This window comes from Novosphingobium profundi (assembly GCF_020524485.1).
Taxonomy (GTDB): Bacteria; Pseudomonadota; Alphaproteobacteria; order Sphingomonadales; family Sphingomonadaceae; genus Novosphingobium; species Novosphingobium profundi_A.
In genome coordinates this window covers 1,020,135-1,041,387 of the sequence record NZ_JAIVLF010000001.1, presented here as the reverse complement: position 1 = coordinate 1,041,387, position 21,253 = coordinate 1,020,135, and the positions used below count along the sequence as shown (strand labels likewise).

Here is a 21,253-nt window from a genome sequence, read left to right as displayed (position 1 = left end):
TCGCCCATTTCGGGGTCAAGCGGTGATGACCCCTTGTATTCTCTCTTTCTTGAGCCTTCAGCGGCGCCGCTTGAGCACGATGTAAAGCGCGCCCTGCCCGCCGTGCCGCCGATGCGCACCGCGAATGGCGACAATGTCGCTCGCATGCTCGCTGACCATCAGCCAATCCTTGATCTTGGCACGGATCGCGCCGCGCCGCTCGCCCCGGTCCATGGCGTCGACTGGACGCGGCTTGCCGGTGACAACCAGCACCACCCGCGCGCCCATGGCCTTGCCCTGCGACAGGCCATCCATGAGCCGCCGATACGCATAGTCCAGGTTTGATCCGTGGAGGTCGAGACTGAAATCGGGAACGAGCGTCCCCTTGGCAATCCGCCGCTCCCAGGAGCCGTCAAGGTGCAACTGGGTCTCCCCCTTGGGCGCCTTCGCCGGAGTGGGCTTGGGCATCAGCGGAGGTGGAACGCGTCCCTTCACCTTCTTCTTGATGACCGGCGGGGCGGGTTTCGCCTTCTCGGCAGGCACAGGCGCATTGGACACCGGGCACCGAACGGCAGGTTCGAGCGGCTTGACGGTGCGCGCAACCTCGCCCCAGAGGCGCGCTTCATCCTCGCTCAGGCGGCGTCCCGGCCGTCTCACAGCGCGCCCAGACGCGCCAGGGTGCCCTTGGGGAGCAGGATCAGCGCGTTTCCGCGCCCCGTCATGTCGCCCGCTGTCGCGCGCGCCTCCTCGCCATTGCCCCAGAATGTATCGAAGCGATTGGCACCCTTGATCGCCCCGCCGGTGTCCTGCGCAACCCAGAGGCCATCGGCCTCATGCCGGTCGAGGTCGAGGAAGACGGGCGCGCCCAGCGGCACGAATTTCGGATCAGTCGCGACCGAGGCGTGCGCCCGCACCGTCACGCCCAGCGCGCCCACCGGGCCGTCACCTGTCAGTTCACGGAAGAACACGAAGGAGCGGTTCTCGCGCATCAGCGCGGCACCCTCTTCCGGGTTCTCGCGAATGTACTGCATGATGCCCTGCATCGAGGCGGCATATTGTCCCGGCCCATCGCCCAGCAGCCCGCGCTGGCGCATCAGGCTGCCGATGGCGGTATAGCCGTGGCCGTTCTGCCCGGCATAGCCGATGCGCATGACCTCGCCATCCGGCGCGCGCAGCATGCCCGAACCTTGGACCTGGAGGAAGAAGACCTCGACCGGATCGCGGGCCCAGGCAATGATCGGGGCACGGCCCTGCAGCGCGCCATCCTCGATCGCGGCGCGGTCGAAGTAGCGGGTGAATTGCCCCTGTTCATCATAGCGCCCGACCGGCATGCGCCCGTTGTCGAGCCGCTCCGCATCGCCTTCCCGGGCGCGCACGAGGTCGTCCGGCACGCCGTAAACCGGCACATCGTATCCCGGAACATGGTCGCGCGAACCCGCGATATCGGGCTCGTAGTACCCCGTCGCGAAGGCCGCGCCTTCGCCCACGCGGACTGTCTCGAAGTAGGTGGCGAAGAAGCGGGAGGCATCCCCCTGCGACCAGGTTACCGCAGCCGTACAGGCCGACTGCCAATCTTGGACGCGGGTCAGGCCGCTCACATCCTCACGGACAAGGAGCTTGGGGCAGCTTTCGGCGAACCCCGCCAGCGCTGCGCCCGCATCCATTGCCCCCACCGGCAGCGAGGCGAAGGCCGGCCCCGGACGCACGCCCGCGGCCAAGGCATTGGTCGGCGCAGGAGCGGTTGCGGAGCCCGGAGCCTCGACACGTCCCGCGCACGAAGCCAGCAGCACGGCAAGCCCGCCCAGGAGTGCCATGCGGCCGAGCGCGGCACGCGAAGAGGCGAGGCAGCGCTCGAACAGGGACGCTGACAGGCGATCTCGGACCACGGGGCAGGCACTCCAGCAAAATTCACATGGGGCCCCGCTTCGCAGAACCGAAAAAACGAAACGGGCAGCGAAGCGTTACAGCGCTTCCTGCCCGTTACCTGCGCATTTGCGCGGGAAAGATCAACCGGCGTCGGTTTCCTCGAGGATCCAGTCGGGATCGCTCGAACGCACCTGCCGGGTGAAGGTCCAGACATCGACCGCCTCGATCGCATCGTCGAGCGAACCAGCCACGACATTGCCCTCAGCGTCGCGGGTTACCGCGGCAATGTCCGAGCGGAAGCGCAGCGTTATGCGCGCCGTGCCGTCTTCCACACCTGCCGCCACGATCTTGACGTCCTCGATCCGCACGAGACGGTTGTCGAGCGTTTCGCCCGCTTCGATCCGCGCATCAATGGCGCTCTCGAAGCTCTCGTAGACAGGCGCGTCGCACAGGGCGCGCAGTTCGGCCTTGTCGCCCTTCCAGAACGATTCCAGCACGAGACGATAGGCGCCGCGGGCGCCTTCGATGAAGGCCAGCGCGTCGAAACGACGGTCGGCAGCGGCAATGGCAGCGAGACCACGCTCGGCGGTGGGCGAGGTTACCGGCACCTGCTGGATGCGCGGGTCCTGCCCAGCCCTCTGGGGCTGGTCGTCCGGGCGGAGTTCGGGGCGGCGAGGCGCCTGGGGCCGCGTCGCACCGGGCTGTCCCTGCTGCCCTTCGAAGCGTCCGGCAATGGGCTCTTCCTCATGCTCGGCTCGGCGGCCCAGCACGGAATAGAGCCGCAGGCCGAGAAACGCTGCGATCATGGCCAGGATGACGATTTCCGGTGTCACGTTCGTGTACCCATTCCTTCCTTCGGCCCCGCTACCAGGTACTTTGCGCCTGCGTTCGTCGGGACCGTAATCTTCGTAACATAACCCCATGTAGGTAGCGTTGACAAATGAACAACGCGTGTGCGGCCGGATCGGGGCATTTTTTCGACATAGCGGGCGAAACCCGGGGCGAGAATGCACCTGCGCGCGTCTAACCGCACAACGGGCCCGCAACTGGGGTGTTCCACGGAGCGCAAAAATGCTCTAGCGCGCGAGAATCGCTTCCTTGCGGCGCCCTATCGCCCGAGGCAGCCGGACGATCAATGGATTAAAGCGGGAAATCACCACCATGGCCGACGAAGGCAACGTCATCTCCGATCTCAACCTCGGCAACGGGGGCGATGCAGGCCCCAGCGCCGGGATCATCTCGCAGTACATCAAGGACCTCTCGGTCGAAAATCCCAACGCGCCCCAGTCGTTCCAGTGGCAGGACACGCCCGCGATCGACGTGCAGTTCAACATCGCGGCCAAGGCCATCGAAGGCGAAGTCCACGAAGTCGAACTGAAGATCACCTGCGCGTCCAAGTGCGAAGCGGGCACGGCCTTCGTCGTCGACCTCAGCTACTGCGCGCTGGTTGGCATGCGCGGCCTCGACGATGGGCAGGCCCATGCCTTCCTTTTCGCCGAAGCTCCCCGCATCCTCTTCCCCTTCGCGCGCCGCGTGGTGGCCGACGCCGTGCGCGACGCCGGCTTCCAGCCGCTCATGCTCGAGCCGATCGACTTCAACGGCCTCTATGTCCAGCAGCTCCAGGCGCAGCAGCAGCAGGGCGCGACCGCGGGCGATCCGCCGATGGGCAACGCCTGATCAAAGGCCTGCACACTGCGTAAACCTTTCGCAGACCTGATCTGTCGGGGGAGAGGACCAACCCTCCCCCGACGTTCCCCCGTGATGGAAGCCGGCCGGTCCGACAACGGGGTTATCCCGGCACCGGCGTGCAAAAGAGGGCATCTGAGGCCATGAGTCTTGTCCGCAACGTCGGCACCATCGGCGGGCTCACGCTGCTGAGCCGCATCTTCGGCTTTGCGCGCGATATCCTTCTTGCCCGCGTTCTGGGCGCAGGGCTTGCCGCCGACGCCTTCCAGCTTGCCTTCGTCCTTCCCAACACCTTCCGGCGCCTCTTCGCCGAGGGCGCCTTCTCGGTCGCTTTCGTGCCGATGTACACGCGCACGCTGGCCGCGGATCCGTCCGAGGGCGGCGGCGAGGATGCGGCCAATCGCTTTGCCAGCGACGTCCTTTCGGTCTTCGTGTGGGTCCTGCTCGGCTTCTCCGCGATCGCCATGATCGCGATGCCCGCGATCGTCTGGCTGCTGGCGGGCGAATACCAGGAGGTCCCCGGCAAGTTCGAACTGGCCGTCGCGCTTAGCCGGACGACCTTTCCCTATCTCGGCCTTGTCAGTCTGGTTGCGATGCTCTCGGGCGTGCTTAACGCCCATTCCAAATTCGCGCCGGGCGCCTTCGTGCCGGTGCTGCTCAACGTGGTCCTCATCACCGGTATCGTCACCGGCTATTTTCTCGGCAAGGCGAGCGGTTCGGACCAGGTTATCGCCTGGTGCGTCGCCATTGCGGTGAGCGCGTCCGGCGTCGCGCAGCTGGTCTACATGGCCTGGGCCACCCGCAAGGCGGGGGTGAAGCTTCAGGTCCGGGCCCCGCGCTTCACCAAGGACGTGCGCAAGCTGGGCATGCTGATCCTGCCCGCCACCTTCGGCGCGGGCGTCTACCAGATCAGCCAGTTCGTCGACACGTTCTTTGCGACTTCGCTGGAACAAGGCTCCCTCACGCTGCTGAAATACGCCGACCGCCTCAACCAGATGCCGCTGGGCATCGTGGGCATTGCGCTGGGCACCGCAATCCTGCCGATGCTGGCGCGCCACATCCAGTCGCACGACGACGCCGGTGCGCAGCGCCTCCAGGCCAACGCGGTCGAGATCGCCTGCCTTCTCACCCTGCCCGCCGCCGTCGCGCTTGCCATCTGCGCGCCCGCCTTCGTCACGGCCTTCTTCGTGGGCGGCAAGATGAGCCAGGCCCATGGCGACACGATGGCCGCCATCGTCGTGGCCCTTGTCTGCGGCCTTCCCTCCTACGTGCTGGTGAAGGTCTTCCAGCCCGCCTTCTTCAGCCGCGAGGACACCCGCACCCCGGTGTGGATCGCGGCCGGGACGCTGATCGTGAACATCGCCGTCAACATCGCGGTCGTCCCGCGCTTCGGCATTGTTGGCCTCGCTGGGGCCACGGCCTTCACCTCCACGCTCAACGTGGCGACGCTCTACATCATCCTGCAGCTGCGCGGCTGGTTCCACTTCACCGCCCGGCTCGGCTCGCGCATCGCGCGCCAGATCGTGGCCAGTGCAGTCATGGGCGGCGTACTCTGGGCGCTGATGCCGCTCATGGCGGGGCGCTATGGCGGCAACGTCTTCGAGAAGGTCTGGTCGCTCGCTGCCCTGTGCATCTCGGGCATGCTCGTCTTTTTCGTGACCGCCTATCTTGTCGGCGCACTCGACAAGGACCTGCTTGCCCAGCTACGGCGGCGCCGACCGGCCGCCAAAACCGAACCGGTCACTCCTACGGACTAACCACAGGCACGAAAAACCATGCGTATCGTCTCCGGCATCCAGCCCACGGGCAACCTTCACCTTGGCAACTACCTGGGCGCCATCAAGAACTGGGTGAAGATGCAGGACGACATCGCCGCCGAGGGTGGGCAGAGCCTCTACTTCCTCGCCGACCTGCACGCGATCTCGATGCCGCATGATCCCAAGACGCTTTCGGCCAACACCCGCGAGATGACCGCCGCGCTCGTCGCCTGCGGGATCGATGCTGACCGCTCGATCCTGTTCAACCAGACCCAGGTGCCCCAGCACGCCGAGTTGCAGTGGCTCCTCAATGGCACGGCGCGGATGGGCTGGCTGAGCCGCATGACCCAGTTCAAGGACAAGTCGGGCAAGAACCGTGAAGGCGCTTCGGTCGCGCTGTTTACCTACCCGGTGCTCCAGGCCGCCGACGTGCTGCTCTACCAGGCCACCCACGTGCCGGTGGGCGAAGACCAGAAGCAGCATCTGGAGCTCGCCCGCGACATCGCCCAGAAGTTCAACAACGACTTCGCAAGCGAGAACGCGCCGGTCTTCACCCTGCCCGACCCGATCATCCCGCCCGAGGCGGCGCGCATCATGTCCCTGCGCGACGGTTCGGCCAAGATGAGCAAGTCCGACCCCTCCGACATGGCGCGCATCAACCTTACCGACGATGCCGATACGATCATGAAGAAGGTCAAGAAGGCCAAGAGCGACGCCGAACCACTGCCCAGCGAGAAGGCGGGCCTGGAAGGCCGTGCGGAAGCCAACAACCTCGTCGGCATCTACTCGGCCATGACCGGACAGAGCGTTGAGCAGATCCTTGCCGATTTCGGCGGCGAAGGCTTCGGCAAGTTCAAGCCCGCGCTCGGCGAAGTGCTGGTGGAAAAGCTTGCCCCCATCAACGAACGCTTCAACGAGCTGCGCAAGGACTACAGCGCCCTTGACGCGATCCTCGCCAAGGGTGCGGAGAAGGCCCGCACGCTGGCGCTGCCCACGCTGCACGCGGCCTATGACGCGCTGGGCCTCGTGCGCGGCTGAGTGAGACACACGGGAGGGGGCGATACCTGCTGGCCTTGTCCCCTTCCCGTTCATCTCCCCAGACGCTCAACGCCCCGCCGCCAGCAGCATCGCCGCGCCGGACATCTGCGCGGCCGCGCCGTATTGCTCCTTGGCCCCGGTCCAGTCGGAATCGATGGGCCTTTCCCCCTCTGAACTGATCCGCCAGATCGCCTGCGCATTGCGGCGCGCCCCCTCGCGCAAGGCCTGCTTGTCAGGCCCCTCGGGCAGGGCATCCATCAAGTAGGCAAGGTGGAAGGCAAAGATGCCCTTGAAGGCAAGGCCATCGGCGCCGATCTGCGGCACCGGCTCGCGCAGAGTGCCATCTGGGTGAGCCAGAGTGGCCAGGGCGCTCCGAGCCGTTGCCACTGCGCGCGCACGGTAGATCGGGGCGCCTGTGATTTCGGTCAGGTCGGAGAGACCCGAGAGCAGTACCCCCTGATTGTAGCTCCAACGCGGCTGGCCGTTGTTGCGGCAGATCCCCGTCTGCGGATCGATGACGAGCCCATCGTTCACCAACCCATCCTCGCCGATCATGCCCGAGGCGCCCAGCCAGCCCCAGGTGCGCAGCGCCCAGGCGCGGTACTCCTCCTGCCCCGTCGCCCGGTAGAGCCGTGTCGCGGCGGTCAGAAGCAGCTCGTTGGTGATTGCGTTCTTGTAGGTCCGCCGCGGGTTCCACCACATACCCCCACCGCAGGTAGTGTCCCAATGCGTCCGAACCAGCTCCGCAAAGGTACGGGCCGCGTAATCGAGCAGAGCCGGATCGCCCTCCATGTGCCAACCGTCGACACTGGCGATCACCGCCCAGAGTGCATCGTCGTTGAGCGCAAGGCGGTTGTGGTTGCGCAGAGCCGCGTGGATGCGCGCGTCCCAGCGGGTATCGCCTGTGCGCGCGCGGTAGGCGATGAGCACGTCGGCCAGCACGAAGCGCTGCCAGCCGCCCGCGCGCTCCCAGTCACCGTCCGCCCCAAGGTCCTCACGCCACCAGTGGGCATCGAGGAAGGCCAGAGCCTGTCCCGCACGCGCATCCCACGCCGGAGCCGCACCTGGCGCTTCGCTCGGCGTCTGCGCGGTCCCGGCAAGCGGGACGAGCGCAAGTGCCGCGCCAAGCGTCAGAGCGGCCCACCATCGCCCCCTCTTCATCCGAGCAGCTTCGCACGGCGTTTCGCCCAGGCCTCGGCCAGCGGCGTCACTTCGCCCAACGCTTCGAGCCCGGCGGGGTCGTTCTTGTGGTCCCCGGCAATAAGCAGGCCGAAGACACGGGCCACGCTCCAGGCCGGATAGGGCCTCGCGACAAGCTCCAGCGCATCGCCTGCTGCAACCTCGCCCTCTTCCAGGACCCGGTAGTACCAGCCTGAGCGCCGCGTCGCGACGACACCGGCCATGACCTTGGCACCATCGAAGCGGTGATCGAGCTTCCAGCAGGGCTGGCGCCCTTGTGCGACTTCAACAAGCGCGCTGCCCATCCGGAAGCGATCCCCGATGCAGACCTCGTCCTCACGCAAGCCCCGGGTCGAGATGTTTTCCCCGAAAGCCCCTTCGCCTTCGAGCAGCGGATGGCCGCCGAGCACTTCGCGCCAGTAGGCGTAATGATCGTGGGGGTAGTGGTGGATCGCCTTTTCCGGCCCGCCATGGACCGAGAGATCGGCCTGCCGGTCCCCTTCCAGGCCCAGCCAGCCGACCTTCACAGGCCCTTCCACGGCCCGCTTGGCGATGGCGCTGTGTTCATCGGGCCCGCGAAAACGCGTCACCGAACCGCAGTTGACCGAGAGAATACGCATGAACCGGACTCGCTTTCCCCGTGCAAAGTGCCTATATCACAGGGCGTTGCCTAACCCCTGTTCGACGTGCGGAAAATGGAAAATCGCGCAGGTCTGCCCGATTCACGCGTTTGCAGTTCACCGCAAGCCCGGCGCCATTCAACCGCTATTCAGACCCGGAACGGCAATATCGTTAAGAGCCTCATCGGTTCGCCCCTCCCGCGGGGCCGGGAATTCAACCCTGCCGATTGCCCAGACAGAGGCCAGTGGAGTGAATAGGATGACCCAGAATTACGGCCAACCGGGACGCACCCCGCTCGCCGCGCACCTGCGCATGGCGCTGGCCGCGCTCATGCTCGTGGCGGTCAGCGCCTGTACGACGCCTTTCAAGGCGGACGTCTCGCGCTTCCAGTCGCAGCTACCCGCCCCGGCAGGACAGACCTTCGCCGTCGTTGCCGACGACGAAAAGCTCGAAGGCGGCCTCGAGTTCGCGCAGTACGCAGGTCTTGTGGCCGAGCAGATGGCCGAGCTTGGCTACACGCCGACGCGCGATCCCGCGAACGCGGACATGATCGTGCGCTTCGACTACGGCATCGACACCGGCCGTGAGCGCGTGCGCTCGCGCATGTCGCCCTATTATGACCCCTGGTACGGCTATGGCCGTTTCGGTGGCTATGGCCGCTTCGGGGGCTTCTACGGCGGCCCGTGGCGCTATGGCTTCTACGATCCCTATTTCGATGGCGGCATGAACTCGTACACCGTCTTCACCAGCGGCATCGAAGTGAAAATCGACCGTGCCGCCGATGGCCAGCGCCTCTTCGAAGGCAAGGCTCAGGCCCTCTCGACCTCGAACAGCCTGCAATATCTGGTCCCCAATCTCGTCGAAGCGATGTTTACCGATTTTCCCGGGAACTCGGGCGAGACCGTGCGCATTACAGTGGCACCTGAAGACAAGTAATCTTGCATCTTCCACGATATTGACGGGCTCCCTACTGGGAGACACCGAGGGGCGGGTCCGTCGCAAGGCGGGCTCGCCCTAAGCTTTTTGGGGCCTTGCTGCCGCCCTCTTCCCACCTCAGACTGGCCCGAACCCACCCTTTGGGAGACCCCGCGAGGATGAACACCTTCATGGCGATCATGTCCCAGCTCTTTTGGGGCGTCACCGTGGGCGCGCTGGAAGCGGCCTTCGCGACTGTCGCACGCGGCGCCTTTGCCGTGTTCGGGCTTGGCGGCGCGGGCTGGTGGATGGTGAAACGCCGGCGTGAGCGGCAGGAACGGCGCAGCAACGCCAAGACCGAGGACTGAGGGCAACCGCGCCCCATGGCTCCCTTGGCGAATTCATCAGTGATATCGCGCAGCCTGCCGCCGAATAGGCGAGCGATGAAATCCGGAAACGCTGGGGTTGGCGTGGGTGCGCGCCTGGCCTGGGGCTCACCCGCTAAAGCAGCCCTGTCCGGGCTCAGTTGCCGAGCGCGGTTACTCCGCCGGTCGAGCCGAAGCCGCCTTCGCCGCGCACGGTCTCATCCAGCTCCTCGACCTCGAGCCAGGTCGCCTGGGTGACGGGTGCGAGCACGAGCTGCGCGATACGGTCCCCCCGCACGATCGAGAAATCTTCCGTCCCGTGGTTGATGAGGATGACCTTCAGCTCCCCGCGGTAATCCGAATCGATGGTGCCGGGCGTGTTGGGCACGGTGATCGCATGCTTGAGTGCAAGCCCGGAACGCGGGCGCACCTGGATCTCGAAGCCTTCCGGGATCGCCATGGCCAGCCCGGTTGCAACCGCATGGCGCGCGCCCGGTGCAATCGTCACATCCTCGGCCGAGACCACGTCCATTCCGGCCGCTCCCGCCGTCGCGTAAACCGGAAGCGGCAGGCCCTTGCCGTGGGGCAGAACCTTCAGGGGTACCGGGACATTAGCTGGCGAATGCATCGATCATCCTTTCGACAAGAAGGTGGGCGACCTCCTCCTTGGGCATTTCGGGGAGCGAGATCACGTCCTCGCCGCGCACGATGTGGACTGCGTTGGCATCGCCGCCCATGACATCGCCCGAGACGTCGTTGGCGATGATCCAGTCCGCGCCCTTACGCTTGCGCTTGTCGGTGGCGTACTTGATCACGTCGTTGGTCTCGGCGGCGAAGCCGATGAGAAGTGGCGGGCGGTCCGGGCGCGAGGCCACGGTTGCCAGAATGTCCGGATTCTCGGTCAGGAGCAAGGCGGGCGGGGCGGACCCGCGCTTCTTGAGCTTCTGACCCGCAACGCTCACCGGGCGCCAGTCGGCCACCGCCGCGACCATCACGCCAATGTCGGCAGGCAGCGACTGCTTGACCGCTTCGGCCATGTCGAGCGCGCTTTCCACGTCGATCCGGTCGACGCCGGGCGGCGTGGGCAGATAGACCGGCCCCGCGACCAGCGTGACCCGTGCACCGGCCCGCGCGGCGGCCGCCGCGATGGCAAAGCCCTGCTTGCCCGAAGAACGGTTGGCGATGTAGCGGACCGGGTCGATCGGCTCCCAGGTGGGACCTGCCGTCACCAGCACGTGGCGCCCCGCAAGCGGCCCTTCGCCCGGAACGAAGGGGGTCATGTCGTAGCTGCCATCGGCCAGCATAGTGGGATGCGCGTAGGGGTCCTCGCCCGCCAGTGGCTGGGCGCGCATGAAGTCGCCATGCGCGGAAGTAAGGTGGTTCATCGCCTCGGGGTCGGTCGGCGGAGCGGCGCGGGCCGCGCCCTTCTTGGCCATGAGCGGCGAACCCGACAGATCGGCAGGCGCCGCCTCGGACGTGCTTTCGCCGCCGCCCAGGTCCACCGCCTTCTTCGCCTTGCCCGAACCGCCGCGCAGGATCATCCCGCCCGACAGGCCGCCAAGGCCCATGCCGCCCTCGTCCTGTTCTTCGGGCTCGGGATCGTCGAACTCAGGCTGCCAGACCTGGCCGTCCTCGCCCGTCGCGGGCGGCAGGCCGGGGAAGCTCTGGTCGTAGGCCATTTCGCCCGGAAGCGGGGCCACCTCGACCGGGCCAAGGCCCAGCCCCCAGGCGATACGCTGCCAGATCGCCACCGGGTCGGGCAGACGGCCGGGGCCATATTCGCCGCAGGCCATCGTGCCCTCGTCGGGCTCCATCACGTCCACGCCTGCATCGCGCAGGACCTGCACGTTGCGCGCGGTCGCCGGGTGCTGCCACATACGCACGTTCATCGCCGGAACCGCCATCACCGGCGCGTCGGTGGCAAGCAGCATGGTGGTGGCAAGATCGTCGGCAATGCCCGAGGCCATCTTGGCGAGAAGATTGGCGGTCGCCGGGCAGATCACGATGAGGTCAGCCGCACGGCTAAGCTCGATATGCCCCATCTCGACCTCGTCCTTGAGATCGAAGAGCGAGGTATAGACCGGGTTCCCCGACAGCGCAGCCAGCGCCATGGGCGTCACGAACTGCGCGCCGCCCTCCGTCAGGACGCAAGTAACCTCGCCGCCTTCCTTGCGGATGTGGCGGACAAGCTCGCAGGCCTTGTAGGCCGCGATGCCGCCGCCGATGACCAGGAGAATACGCGGTCCGTTCATGGTTCTGGCTTCTGCAACAGCACTCATCATCACGCAATCGGTTTGGAGGAAAAGAACGCAGGTACGCTGCCGCGCGAGGCGCAGGCGAGGTCGCTGTCAAACGAACTACGGCTGTCGGACAAGCGCTCTTGCGAACGCAAGGTTCCGGCAAGGCTGTACGGGACGGTCATGTTCCCTGCCCCGCGACAACGCGCAGCGCACACTCCCACAGGGCACAAGCCCTGTGCGTTACAGCATCATGTTCCAGTACGTTACCGCCCATGCGGCCATGCCCCCCGCGATTGCCGCGAGAATATAACCACCAAGGTGGTTACCATCGGGTTTACGTTTGCGCTCCCAGAGCAGATCGATCTCGGGCAGCGGGGCCTGTTCGGGGGCGCCGCCCTTGGGGGGGAAGCGCTCCTCGATCCGGCGCACCAGCGCGGGCAGGCGCGCGACCGTCGCCAGGTCCTCGCGCAGGCGGTCGGCAATGACGGCCTCGGGCCCCAGCTCGTCGCGGATCCAGTCCTTCACGAAGGGCGCAGCAACGTCCCACATGTTGATCTGCGGATCGAGCGCGGTTGCCAGCCCCTCGACCATGACCATGGTCTTCTGCAGCAGCAGCAAATGCGGCTGCACGGCCATGTCGAAATCGCGGGTGATGGCAAAGAGCCCGTCGAGCATCTGCCCGACCGAAAGCTCGGACACGGGCTTTCCGCGCATGGGTTCGCCCACCGCGCGCAGCGCCGTCGCGAAATCCTCGACCGAGTGGTAGCTCGGCACGTACTGCGCCTCGAAGTGGATCTCGGCGACGCGCTTGTAGTTGCCGGTGGTCAGGCCATAGAGGATCTCGGCCAGCCACAGCCGCGCCTGGCGGTTGATGCGCCCCATGATGCCGAAATCGATGGCAACGATCGTCGCGTCCTCGGGCGTGCCCTGCACGAACAGGTTGCCCTGGTGCATGTCGGCGTGGAAGAATCCGGCCGAAATCGCCTGTTTGAGGAAGGTGAGCACCAGCCGGTGGGCGAGTTCGGGCAGGTCGTACCCCGCCGCCTTCATCGCCTCCAGGTTGCTCATCTTGATGCCGTCGATCCACTCCAGCGTCAGGACCTGGCCGTTGGTGCGCTCCCAGTCGATGGCGGGGATGCGATAGCCCTCGACCGCCTTCATGCCATCGGCGAGCTCGGAGGCCGAAGCAGCCTCGCGCCTCAGGTCCAGTTCGCGCACGGTCCAGCGCTTGAGATTGGCAATCACCGCGCGCGGGCGCAGGCGCGCGGCCTCGCCCCCGAAGGCTTCCAGATGCGCGGCGGCCCACTCGTAAGTCTCGACATCGCGGTTGAACTGCTCGCGAATGCCCGGACGCAGCACCTTGACCGCCACCTTGCGGCCGTCGAGCGTGGTCGCGGCGTGGACCTGCGCGATCGAAGCCGCGCCGATAGGCTGCTCCTCGAAAGTCGCAAAGACCTCTTCCAGGGGGCGCTCGAAGCTTTCCTCGATCCGCTTGCGGATGAGCGCGAAGTCAACCGGCGGCAGGCTGTCCTGCAGGGTCAGAAGGTTGCGCGCGGGGCCCTCGCCGACAAGGTCAGGCCGCGTTGCGAGCGCCTGACCGAGCTTGATCGCGGCCGGACCGATCGAGCCGAAGGCGCCTGCGTAGTCGGGCTCGTCCCCCTGCTTCGCTCCAAAGCGAGCCACACGGCACAGGCGCTTGACCGGTGCAGGCGCGTTGCGGTCGTTCTCGATCCCGCGCAGCGCGCCGTGGCGAGCGAGGACCCGGCCCCATTTCAGGAGCCTGCGAATATGCGTCAGTCGGGACGTCACGATGCCTGTCTCAGACCTTCCAGCCCGAGTGGATCGCGACAAGACCGCCCAGGATCGGCTCGACCTTGGTGTGCTTGAAACCGGCCGCGCGGATCATGCCCTCGAACTCGGGCATGGGCGGGAAGCGGCGGATCGATTCGATAAGGTAGCGGTAGGAGTCCGCATCGCCCGCGATCATCTTGCCCAGCTTGGGGACCAGCTTGTGCGAGTAGGCGTCATAGACTTCCTTGAAGCCGGGCCACTCGGTGGTCGAGAATTCGAGGCAGAAGAAGCGCCCGCCGTACTTGAGCACGCGGTGCGCCTCGGCCAGCGCCTTGTCGATGTGGGTGACGTTACGGATGCCAAAGGCGATGGTGTAGGCGTCGAAGTGGCGATCCGGGAACGTCAGTTCCTCGGCGTTCTGGCGCGACCACACGAGCGTATCGATGCCGCGTTCCATCGCGCGCTCGATGCCGACATCGAGCATGTCCTGGTTGATGTCCGAGACCGTGACGACGGCGCCCTTGGCCTCCATGCGGAAGGCGATGTCGCCCGTGCCGCCCGCCATGTCGAGGATCTGCTCGCCCGCGCGGGGTTTCACCCGGCGCACGAAGTCATCCTTCCACACCCGGTGCATGCCAGCCGACATGGCATCGTTCATGATGTCGTACTTGCGCGCGACGTTCGAGAAGATGGCACCGACCTTGCCGGCCTTCTCCTCGGCGGCGACCTCTTCGTACCCGAAGGAAACCGTTTCACTCATGACTCAGTCCTCTAGCCCCGTGGTGCGCGGAGCGCCACTGGTGATTTTGCACCTGCACGCAAGGCCCATGCACCCAGCACGATGCCCACGAGGATGAGGCCCATGCCGATACCGTGGAAGAGCGCGATATCCTCGCCCAGCAGCAGCGCGGACAGGAGCGCACCGAACAGCGGCATCAGCGTGATCCCCTGCCCCGCACGCGCGGGGCCCAGCTTCATGGTCGCGGCGATATAGATGAAATAGGCCAGCACCGAGGGGAACAGCCCGACATAGAAGAAGGCCCCCACGACCGGCCAGGACCAGGCGACGGTCAGCCCACGCGAAGCCTCGAAGGCCGCGAGCGGGGCCAGCGCGATGGCGCCCAGAAGAAAGGTCAGGAACACGAAGACCGGCGCATCGACTGCGGGCTTCTTGCGCAAGAGCACCGTGTAGAAGGCCCAGCACACCACCCCGCACAGGATCAACGCGTCGCCCAGCCCTCCGATCTCGAGCGCCTCCACCGCGGCCCAATCGCCGCGAAAGACGATGAAGAGCACACCCAGCGTCGAGACTGCCACGCCCGCGACCTGCAAAGCCGCCGGGCGCCCCCGGAAAAGCAGAAAGTCGAACAGGAGCACACAGCTCGGCACCGCGGCCTGGAGCAGCAGCGCGTTCGTCGCGCTGGTGTGGTGGAGCCCGGAATAGACGAAGGAGTTGAAACATACCACGCCCAGAAACCCGAGCAGCACCAGCCATCCCGCCCGCGCCCGCACCTGTGGCCACTGCGCGCGCAGCTTGGGGAGCGCCAGCGGAGCCACGAACAGGACCGCGATCACCCAGCGCCCGAAGGCCAGCGTGAACGGCGGAATATCCGCGCGCACCGCCCGCCCGACAATCGAATTGCCCGCCCAGAACAGCATGACCAGCCCCAGCATGAGGAAGGGGCGCAGCGCGGAGGAAGACGCGGGGGGAGATGGAGAGGAATCGGCCATGGCGGGGGACTTACCCTGCCCGGATCGCTCTGGCGACGGCAAAGCGCGGACCTCTCGGACACGCCCCGTGCGCAGGCGCCTTATTCGAAGCCCTCTAATTGCTGGACGCTATTCGAAGGCCCCTATTCGCAAGCAAAGCCGTCGCCGTCCCGGTCGAGCCCGCGACGGTAGCCTGCCGCGCCCCGCCGCAAGGGGGCACGTCCCGCAGCGCGCACCGCCGCGCAGTTGGGATAGTAGGTCTGCCCCCCATCCGCAGGGCGGAAGGAAGACGAAGACGTGGCGGCCTGCCGCTGCGGCACAGGCGCCCGGTGGCAATGGTAGTCGCCCGTGCGGCGGTTGTGGTGACATCCACTGCGATCAAGGCCACCTGGATGCGCCAGGACGGGTCCATAGGCGAGACCGCCCGCAAGACAGGCCAGTGCCAGGATGGACTGCCGGACAAAAGCGAGCCTTGAAAAGATAAGGGAAAGCATGAGGGAAAGCCTCTAGGAGATGCCCCTTACAATTTTGTAAGCGCCCCCCCCCTCGCCTGCGCACCTCTCGCATACCTCACCAATCGTACCTACACAGGCAGGACCATGCCCGAACTTCCCGAAGTCGAAACGACTGTGCGCGGCCTTGCCCGCTTTCTCGATGGTGAGCGGATTGCCCGCGTTGCCGTGAACCGCCCCGACCTGCGCCGCCCTTTCCCGCCCGATCTCGTCCAGACGCTGACCGGCGCGCGCGTGACCGGTATGGGACGGCGGGCCAAATACGGCCTTGTCCATACCGACCGCGAGGTCACCATGGTCTTTCATCTGGGCATGTCGGGCCGCTGGCGGATCGAGCCTGAGCGCCCCGAGAAGCACGATCACCTCGTCCTCACCACCGGTGCCGGCCACACGCTCGCCCTCAACGACGCACGCCGCTTCGGCTCGGTCGATCTCGTGCCCAGCGCGGACCTCGAAAGCTGGGGACCGTTTGCGAAGATGGGTCCCGAGCCGCTCGGCCCCGATTTGACCCCTGCCCATCTCAAGGCCGCCTTCAAGGAGCGAATCGCCCCTGTAAAACTGCTGCTCCTTGATCAGGGAATCGTCGCGGGGCTCGGCAACATCTACGTGTGCGAAGCGCTGTTCCGTTCGGGCATCCGGCCCGACAAGGCGGCGGGCAAAGTCACCCTTCCCGCGCTCAAACGACTCGTCCCCGCGATTCGCGACGTGCTCAGCGAATCGATAGCAGCGGGCGGCTCGACCATCCGCGACTACGCCCAGCCCACCGGAGAACTGGGCTATTTCGCGACTTCCTGGCAGGTCTATGGACGCGAGGGGCAAGCTTGCCTATGTGGCGCGCCGGTCCTGCGCTTCGTGCAGGGCGGGCGCAGCACCTTCTGGTGCCGGAAATGCCAGAAATGAGCCATTCCCGACACGCGCTGTATCTTGACGAAATCGGGCCTCACCGCTATGGGGCGCGCTTTCCGGCGAATCCGTTCGCCAAATTTTCGAGATTCGACCAGGCAAGGGGCCGCGAGGCGGCCAGACAGAGGAACGTTAATGGCCAATACGCCGCAAGCCCGTAAGCGCATCCGTCGCAATGAGCGTCGTGCACTGATCAACACCAACCGCATGAGCCGCATCCGCACCTTCGTGAAGAAGGTCGAGAGCGCCATCGCCGGTGGTGACAAGACCGCAGCTTCGGCCGCGCTCAAGGAAGCCCAGCCCGAGCTCGCCCGTGGCGTTGCCCGCGGTGTGCTCCACAAGAACACCGCAGCGCGCAAGATGTCGCGTCTGACGAAGCGCGTTTCGGCGCTCTGATCCTTTCCTGATTCGCCCGGAACGGACCTCCGATCCGGGCCGAAATCAGTACGAAAGTGGAACAAGGCCGGGGAGGCGATCCCCGGCCTTGTTGCGTTCCGGGCAGGTGTTTCCAACTCGTTTGACGAAAGCCTAGGAAACACCGCGATTCGCCGAAGCCAAATCCGCAAACCCTTGGAATTCCGCCACAAAACACTTTTGTTACGGCGTTTCCCGCAGACTTACGTGAGTCAACTGCCTTAAATTTTTTTATTTTGGGATGGCCGTCTTGCCTGTGGGCCAAAGCCCTCCCTAAAAGGACTTCCGGCCGTTGCGGAACTGGCCGGGCAAATCGCGATAGAGTGGAACGAGCGGCTGCAAAAGAGCTTTTGCAGCGCGGGGAGGTTTTGTCCCCAGCGCGGTCCTCTTTCGTCGCATTTGCCGCATTCGCATTCGGTGTTTTTCAGGTGTGCCACGTTGGTTTTGGCAGCGAACCAGGGGAGTTCGGTAAGGTGTCAGTATCGTCAACGGGTCAGGGCGCAGGCAGCGCAAGCAAGAAGGTCAAGGCAGTCAAAGTGACGACGGAAGAGGAGCGTGAAGCGGTGAACCTCGCAGCAGACTGGGCTGACATCAGCCAGGGCCTGCGCAAGGACCTTGGCCACCAGGCGCACAGCCAGTGGATCAAGCCGATTCAGCCGGGCAACTACTGCAAGGAAACCGGCACGCTCGATCTCTATCTCCCCACCGAGTTTTCGGCCAACTGGGTGAACGATCGCTTTGCCGACCGTCTCTCGCTGGCCTGGAAGATCGCGCGTCCCGACGTGCGCCACGTGCGCATCCTGGTTCAGCCCGGCCGTCGCCAGCTCCCCGAGCTGCGTCTTGGCAGCAGCGGCCGCCCCAGCCGCGCGCCTGCGAACGATTCGGCTCAGAGCGCAGGCGATCCCCTCTCCGCCGCGCTGTCGGGTGAAGCCTTCACCGCGCTTGGCCAGGGCCCGGCCGGCATCGACGCCTCGCAGACCTTCTCCTCGTTCGTGACCGGCGAAAGCAACGTCCTTGCCTGCAACGCCGCGCAGCGCATGGCCGCGACCGAAACGCCGCAGTTCTCCCCGCTCTACCTCAAGGCCTCGACCGGCCAGGGCAAGACGCACCTGCTGCACGCAATCGGCCACGCCTACCTCACGAATCACCCGCACGCCCGGATCTTCTACTGCTCGGCCGAACGCTTCATGGTCGAGTTCGTCCAGGCGCTGCGCCAGAACCAGATGATCGAGTTCAAGGCACGCCTGCGCGGCTTCGACCTCCTTCTGGTCGACGACATCCAGTTCATCATCGGCAAGGCCTCGGCCCAGGAAGAGCTGCTCTACACGATCGACGCGCTCCTCGCCGAGGGCAAGCGTCTGGTCTTTGCCGCCGACCGTGCGCCCCAGGCGCTCGACGGCGTCGAGCCGCGCCTTCTCTCGCGCCTCTCGATGGGCCTCGTCGCGGACATCCAGCCCGCCGACATCGAACTGCGCCGCGCGATCCTGGAGAACCGCCTGCAGCGCTTCGCCTCGATCGACGTGCCCACCGACGTCGTGGAATTCCTGGCGCGCACGATCAACCGGAACGTGCGTGAACTGGTCGGCGGCCTCAACAAGCTGATCGCCTACGCCCAGCTCACCGGCCAGCAGGTCTCGCTGCAGCTGGCCGAGGAACAGCTCACCGACATCCTTTCGGCCAACCGCCGCCGCATCACGATCGACGAGATCCAGCGCACGGTCTGCCAGTTCTACCGCATCGACCGCACCGAGATGAGCTCGAAGCGCCGCGCCCGTGCCGTGGTGCGTCCGCGCCAGGTCGCGATGTACCTCGCCAAGGTGCTGACCCCGCGCTCGTACCCGGAGATCGGCCGCAAGTTCGGTGGCCGCGACCACTCGACGGTGATCCACGCGGTGCGCCTCATCGAGGAACTGCGCACCCGCGATGCCGACATGGATGGCGACGTACGCAGCCTGCTGCGCCAGCTCGAAAGCTGATCTGCGCGGCCAGGGCCGTGAGACGACAGATTGCACAAAGGGGCGCTCGGGCAACCGGGCGCCCCTTTTGTATCTGCGCAGAAACACCATGGTCGCGCAAAACAGCGTTAACCGACGTACACCCTTGGCGCGAATATTTAAGGTAAAGTGACAGAAGCGACCCAATACATAGAGACGAAAGCCGCAGGAGCCCCCACCATGCGCTTTTACAACGCCACGACTTTCCTGTTTCGCCGCCATTACGAATGGCGCATTCTTTTCATCTGCTTCTTCGCTGTGCACGTACCGCTTCTGGCCACGCTTGCCTTTCAGGCCTTCTGGGGGGGCTGGTCGGTGCCCACGCTCTTCGTCGTACTGGGCGCGACGCTGGCCGGGACGATCTTCGGCGTACTGGCCATTCACGGCCTGCTCTCCCCCATCCGCCAGGCCACCAATCTGCTGCGTGCGATCCAGGCAGGCGAACACCCGGGCGGCATCCCCACCGGCAGCGACGACCTGGTGGGCCGCCTGCTCGACGGGGTCATCGTCGCCGCGCAGGAATCCTCCACGCGCATCGCCAAGCTGGAGACGCTGAGCGAGCACGACCCTCTGACCGGGCTCCTCAACCGCCGGGGTTTCCGGAAGGCCGCCGAGCGCGCCCTTTCCCGTCCCGGAAATGCCGTCCTCGCTCTGATCGACCTGGACCACTTCAAGCTGGTCAACGACCGATTCGGCCACGACGCGGGCGACACGCTGCTGCGCAACCTCGCCCAGGCGCTCGAAGCGGACCTGCGCCGCAGCGACGTGTGCTGCCGTTGGGGTGGGGAGGAATTCGCGCTGCTCTTTCCCGACACGCTGGTCGACGAGGCCCGCCTCGTCATGGAGCGCCTGCGCGCCTCGATCGCGCTCGACACGGGCCTCCTCGACGAGGCCTGGCCGGTCACCCTGTCCTGCGGCCTTGCCCCTTTGCGCTCCATTGCCGAATTGGACGAGGCGAGCCGCCGCGCCGACGCCGCGCTCTACGAGGCCAAGGAAGCCGGCCGCAACCGCGTGCGCATCGCACGTTCCTGAGCGCCCTTGCCGCCCGCCTGCATCCACGCTTGATCGAGTCCCCCCGCCTGCTCTAGGGCATGACCATGCGCGCCGCTCACGAAATCGCCCTTCCCGCCACCTTTCCCGAGGCCGCCCTGCGCGCCGGGCGCGGGCGATGCCCCCGCTGCGGCGAGGCGCACCTCTTTCGCAAGTGGCTGAAACCCAACGAGAGCTGCGCGTCGTGCGGGGTGGACCTCACCCACCAGCGCGCGGATGACTTCCCCGCCTACATCGCGATGATCGTGACCGGACACCTGATGGCCCCGATCGTCATCGCGCTGTCCAAGGACTTTGCCCTGGAGCCACTCGCGATCTTCCTCATCGTCATCCCGCTGGCGCTGGCGATGATGCTGGGCATGCTTCAGCCGGTGAAAGGCGCGGTGATCGCGGCGCAGTGGTGGTTTGGCCTGCACGGGTTCGTGCGCGAGAGGCCCCTTGCCAGCGAGGGCGATGCGCCATGAGCCTGGCGCCTGAACGCCTCGCGCGCTTTGCGCGCCATATCGTGCTGCCCGAAATCGGCGGAGCGGGTCAGGCGGCGCTGGCCAATTCGCATGTGGTCCTGATCGGCTGCGGCGGCATTGGCAGTCCAGCCCTGCAGTACCTGGCCGCAGCCGGTGTAGGACGCCTCACGCTGGTCGACGATGACATCGTGGACGTCAGCAACCTCCAGCGCCAGACGATTTTCACGCCGTCGGATGTCGGCACGCCCAAGGCGGAAGCGGCGGCCGAATGGGTGCGGCGGTTTGATCTTGGTCTGGAAGTGACGGCCGTGGTCGAACGGCTGGGGGGAGACAACGCCGACCGGATTCTTCCCGACGCCGATCTGGTATTGGACGGGTGTGACAATTTCGCGACTCGCCTCGCGGTGTCAGATGCCTGTGTTGCGCGTGCCATACCACTGACAAGCGCGGCGATCGGACGCTTCCAGGGGCAGGTCGCAAACTTCGCCGGACACCGCGAGGACCAGCCCTGCTACCGCTGCTTCGTGGGCGATGCCTTCGACGCGCAGGACTGCGACACCTGCGCCGCCGATGGAGTGCTGGGCGCGATGGTGGGCATGGTCGGAACCTTCGCGACCATGCACGCGATCCGCGTCTTGGTCGACGGCCACGCCGCCTTTGGCGATCCGAAATACGGATCGCTCACCCTCATCGACGGTATGAACCCGGGGATGCGCTCGATCCGCATTGCCAAGGACCCCGCCTGCTCAGCCTGCGGGGCGTAAAAGAA

The 21,253-nt window shown here is 66.0% G+C and carries 22 protein-coding genes; 11 read left to right on the top strand and 11 right to left on the bottom strand.

Annotated features, from left to right (window positions below; genetic code table 11):
- Window positions 1-57: 57 nt before the first annotated feature.
- From LC060_RS04580 to LC060_RS04570, 3 genes are all read right to left on the bottom strand, one after another.
- Window positions 58-636 (bottom strand): Smr/MutS family protein, encoded by a 579-nt coding sequence (locus LC060_RS04580; RefSeq protein WP_226633110.1) that lies wholly within the window; start codon window positions 634-636, stop codon window positions 58-60.
- Complete coding sequence (locus LC060_RS04575; protein ID WP_264191750.1) at window positions 633-1,793, bottom strand: murein transglycosylase A; 1,161 nt, start codon at window positions 1,791-1,793, stop codon at window positions 633-635. Before LC060_RS04575 ends, LC060_RS04580 begins: the two co-directional genes overlap by 4 nt.
- A 192-nt stretch (window positions 1,794-1,985) precedes the next feature.
- A complete protein-coding gene (locus LC060_RS04570; RefSeq protein ID WP_226633107.1) occupies window positions 1,986-2,678 on the bottom strand; it encodes a Tim44/TimA family putative adaptor protein in 693 nt (230 codons plus the stop codon).
- Window positions 2,679-3,006: 328 nt separating this feature from the next.
- On the opposite strand from LC060_RS04570, the gene secB reads away from it, so the two are divergent.
- From secB to trpS, 3 genes are all read left to right on the top strand, one after another.
- Window positions 3,007-3,522 (top strand): protein-export chaperone SecB, encoded by a 516-nt coding sequence (gene secB, locus LC060_RS04565; RefSeq protein ID WP_226633105.1) that lies wholly within the window; start codon window positions 3,007-3,009, stop codon window positions 3,520-3,522.
- 152 nt (window positions 3,523-3,674) lie between these two features.
- Window positions 3,675-5,288 (top strand): murein biosynthesis integral membrane protein MurJ, encoded by a 1,614-nt coding sequence (gene murJ, locus LC060_RS04560; protein WP_226633104.1) that lies wholly within the window; start codon window positions 3,675-3,677, stop codon window positions 5,286-5,288.
- Between the two features lie 18 nt (window positions 5,289-5,306).
- Window positions 5,307-6,326, top strand: a complete 1,020-nt coding sequence (trpS, locus tag LC060_RS04555; protein ID WP_226633102.1) for a tryptophan--tRNA ligase — start codon at window positions 5,307-5,309, stop codon at window positions 6,324-6,326.
- Between the two features lie 66 nt (window positions 6,327-6,392).
- Here the strand turns inward: trpS and LC060_RS04550 are convergent, their stop codons facing one another.
- Both LC060_RS04550 and LC060_RS04545 read right to left on the bottom strand, forming a co-directional pair.
- Window positions 6,393-7,487 (bottom strand): glycoside hydrolase family 76 protein, encoded by a 1,095-nt coding sequence (locus LC060_RS04550; RefSeq protein ID WP_226633100.1) that lies wholly within the window; start codon window positions 7,485-7,487, stop codon window positions 6,393-6,395.
- Window positions 7,484-8,125, bottom strand: a complete 642-nt coding sequence (locus tag LC060_RS04545; protein ID WP_226633098.1) for an MOSC domain-containing protein — start codon at window positions 8,123-8,125, stop codon at window positions 7,484-7,486. Before LC060_RS04545 ends, LC060_RS04550 begins: the two co-directional genes overlap by 4 nt.
- Window positions 8,126-8,438: 313 nt before the next feature.
- Between LC060_RS04545 and LC060_RS04540 the strand changes: the two genes are divergently transcribed.
- Together LC060_RS04540 and LC060_RS04535 are read left to right on the top strand one after the other, a co-directional pair.
- Window positions 8,439-9,062 (top strand): DUF4136 domain-containing protein, encoded by a 624-nt coding sequence (locus LC060_RS04540; RefSeq protein WP_413465090.1) that lies wholly within the window; start codon window positions 8,439-8,441, stop codon window positions 9,060-9,062.
- A gap of 170 nt (window positions 9,063-9,232) precedes the next feature.
- Complete coding sequence (locus tag LC060_RS04535; RefSeq protein ID WP_226633095.1) at window positions 9,233-9,409, top strand: hypothetical protein; 177 nt, start codon at window positions 9,233-9,235, stop codon at window positions 9,407-9,409.
- Window positions 9,410-9,563: 154 nt separating this feature from the next.
- On the opposite strand, the gene dut is transcribed toward LC060_RS04535, so the two are convergent.
- The 6 genes from dut to LC060_RS04505 form a co-directional block, all read right to left on the bottom strand.
- Complete coding sequence (gene dut / locus LC060_RS04530) at window positions 9,564-10,034, bottom strand: dUTP diphosphatase (RefSeq protein ID WP_226633093.1); 471 nt, start codon at window positions 10,032-10,034, stop codon at window positions 9,564-9,566.
- Window positions 10,018-11,658 (bottom strand): bifunctional phosphopantothenoylcysteine decarboxylase/phosphopantothenate synthase, encoded by a 1,641-nt coding sequence (locus tag LC060_RS04525; protein ID WP_226633092.1) that lies wholly within the window; start codon window positions 11,656-11,658, stop codon window positions 10,018-10,020. The genes dut and LC060_RS04525 overlap by 17 nt, the downstream gene beginning before the upstream one ends.
- Window positions 11,659-11,886: 228 nt before the next feature.
- Complete coding sequence (gene ubiB, locus LC060_RS04520) at window positions 11,887-13,455, bottom strand: 2-polyprenylphenol 6-hydroxylase (protein WP_226633090.1); 1,569 nt, start codon at window positions 13,453-13,455, stop codon at window positions 11,887-11,889.
- 10 nt (window positions 13,456-13,465) lie between these two features.
- Window positions 13,466-14,197 (bottom strand): class I SAM-dependent methyltransferase, encoded by a 732-nt coding sequence (locus LC060_RS04515; protein WP_226633088.1) that lies wholly within the window; start codon window positions 14,195-14,197, stop codon window positions 13,466-13,468.
- Between the two features lie 11 nt (window positions 14,198-14,208).
- Complete coding sequence (locus LC060_RS04510; RefSeq protein ID WP_226633086.1) at window positions 14,209-15,168, bottom strand: DMT family transporter; 960 nt, start codon at window positions 15,166-15,168, stop codon at window positions 14,209-14,211.
- 122 nt (window positions 15,169-15,290) lie between these two features.
- Window positions 15,291-15,641 carry an excalibur calcium-binding domain-containing protein gene (locus tag LC060_RS04505; RefSeq protein WP_226633085.1) on the bottom strand — a complete coding sequence of 117 codons (351 nt, stop codon included), beginning with the start codon at window positions 15,639-15,641 and terminating at the stop codon, window positions 15,291-15,293.
- Window positions 15,642-15,746: 105 nt separating this feature from the next.
- Between LC060_RS04505 and mutM the strand changes: the two genes are divergently transcribed.
- The 6 genes from mutM (at window position 15,747) to LC060_RS04475 (ending at window position 21,248) form a co-directional block, all read left to right on the top strand.
- Entirely contained in the window at window positions 15,747-16,559 is an 813-nt protein-coding gene (gene mutM, locus LC060_RS04500) for a bifunctional DNA-formamidopyrimidine glycosylase/DNA-(apurinic or apyrimidinic site) lyase (protein ID WP_226633083.1), read from the top strand.
- Between the two features lie 138 nt (window positions 16,560-16,697).
- Window positions 16,698-16,958: a 30S ribosomal protein S20 gene (rpsT, locus tag LC060_RS04495; protein WP_213501028.1), complete on the top strand. Its 261-nt coding sequence runs from the start codon at window positions 16,698-16,700 to the stop codon at window positions 16,956-16,958.
- A 554-nt stretch (window positions 16,959-17,512) separates the two neighbouring features.
- A complete protein-coding gene (gene dnaA, locus LC060_RS04490) occupies window positions 17,513-18,952 on the top strand; it encodes a chromosomal replication initiator protein DnaA (RefSeq protein ID WP_226633081.1) in 1,440 nt (479 codons plus the stop codon).
- A gap of 198 nt (window positions 18,953-19,150) precedes the next feature.
- Complete coding sequence (locus LC060_RS04485; protein WP_226633073.1) at window positions 19,151-20,002, top strand: GGDEF domain-containing protein; 852 nt, start codon at window positions 19,151-19,153, stop codon at window positions 20,000-20,002.
- Window positions 20,003-20,067: 65 nt separating this feature from the next.
- On the top strand, window positions 20,068-20,484 hold the full coding sequence (locus tag LC060_RS04480) for a DUF983 domain-containing protein (RefSeq protein ID WP_039391517.1): 417 nt from the start codon (window positions 20,068-20,070) through the stop codon (window positions 20,482-20,484).
- Window positions 20,481-21,248: a HesA/MoeB/ThiF family protein gene (locus LC060_RS04475; RefSeq protein ID WP_226633071.1), complete on the top strand. Its 768-nt coding sequence runs from the start codon at window positions 20,481-20,483 to the stop codon at window positions 21,246-21,248. The genes LC060_RS04480 and LC060_RS04475 overlap by 4 nt, the downstream gene beginning before the upstream one ends.
- The last annotated feature ends 5 nt before the right edge of the window (window positions 21,249-21,253 follow it).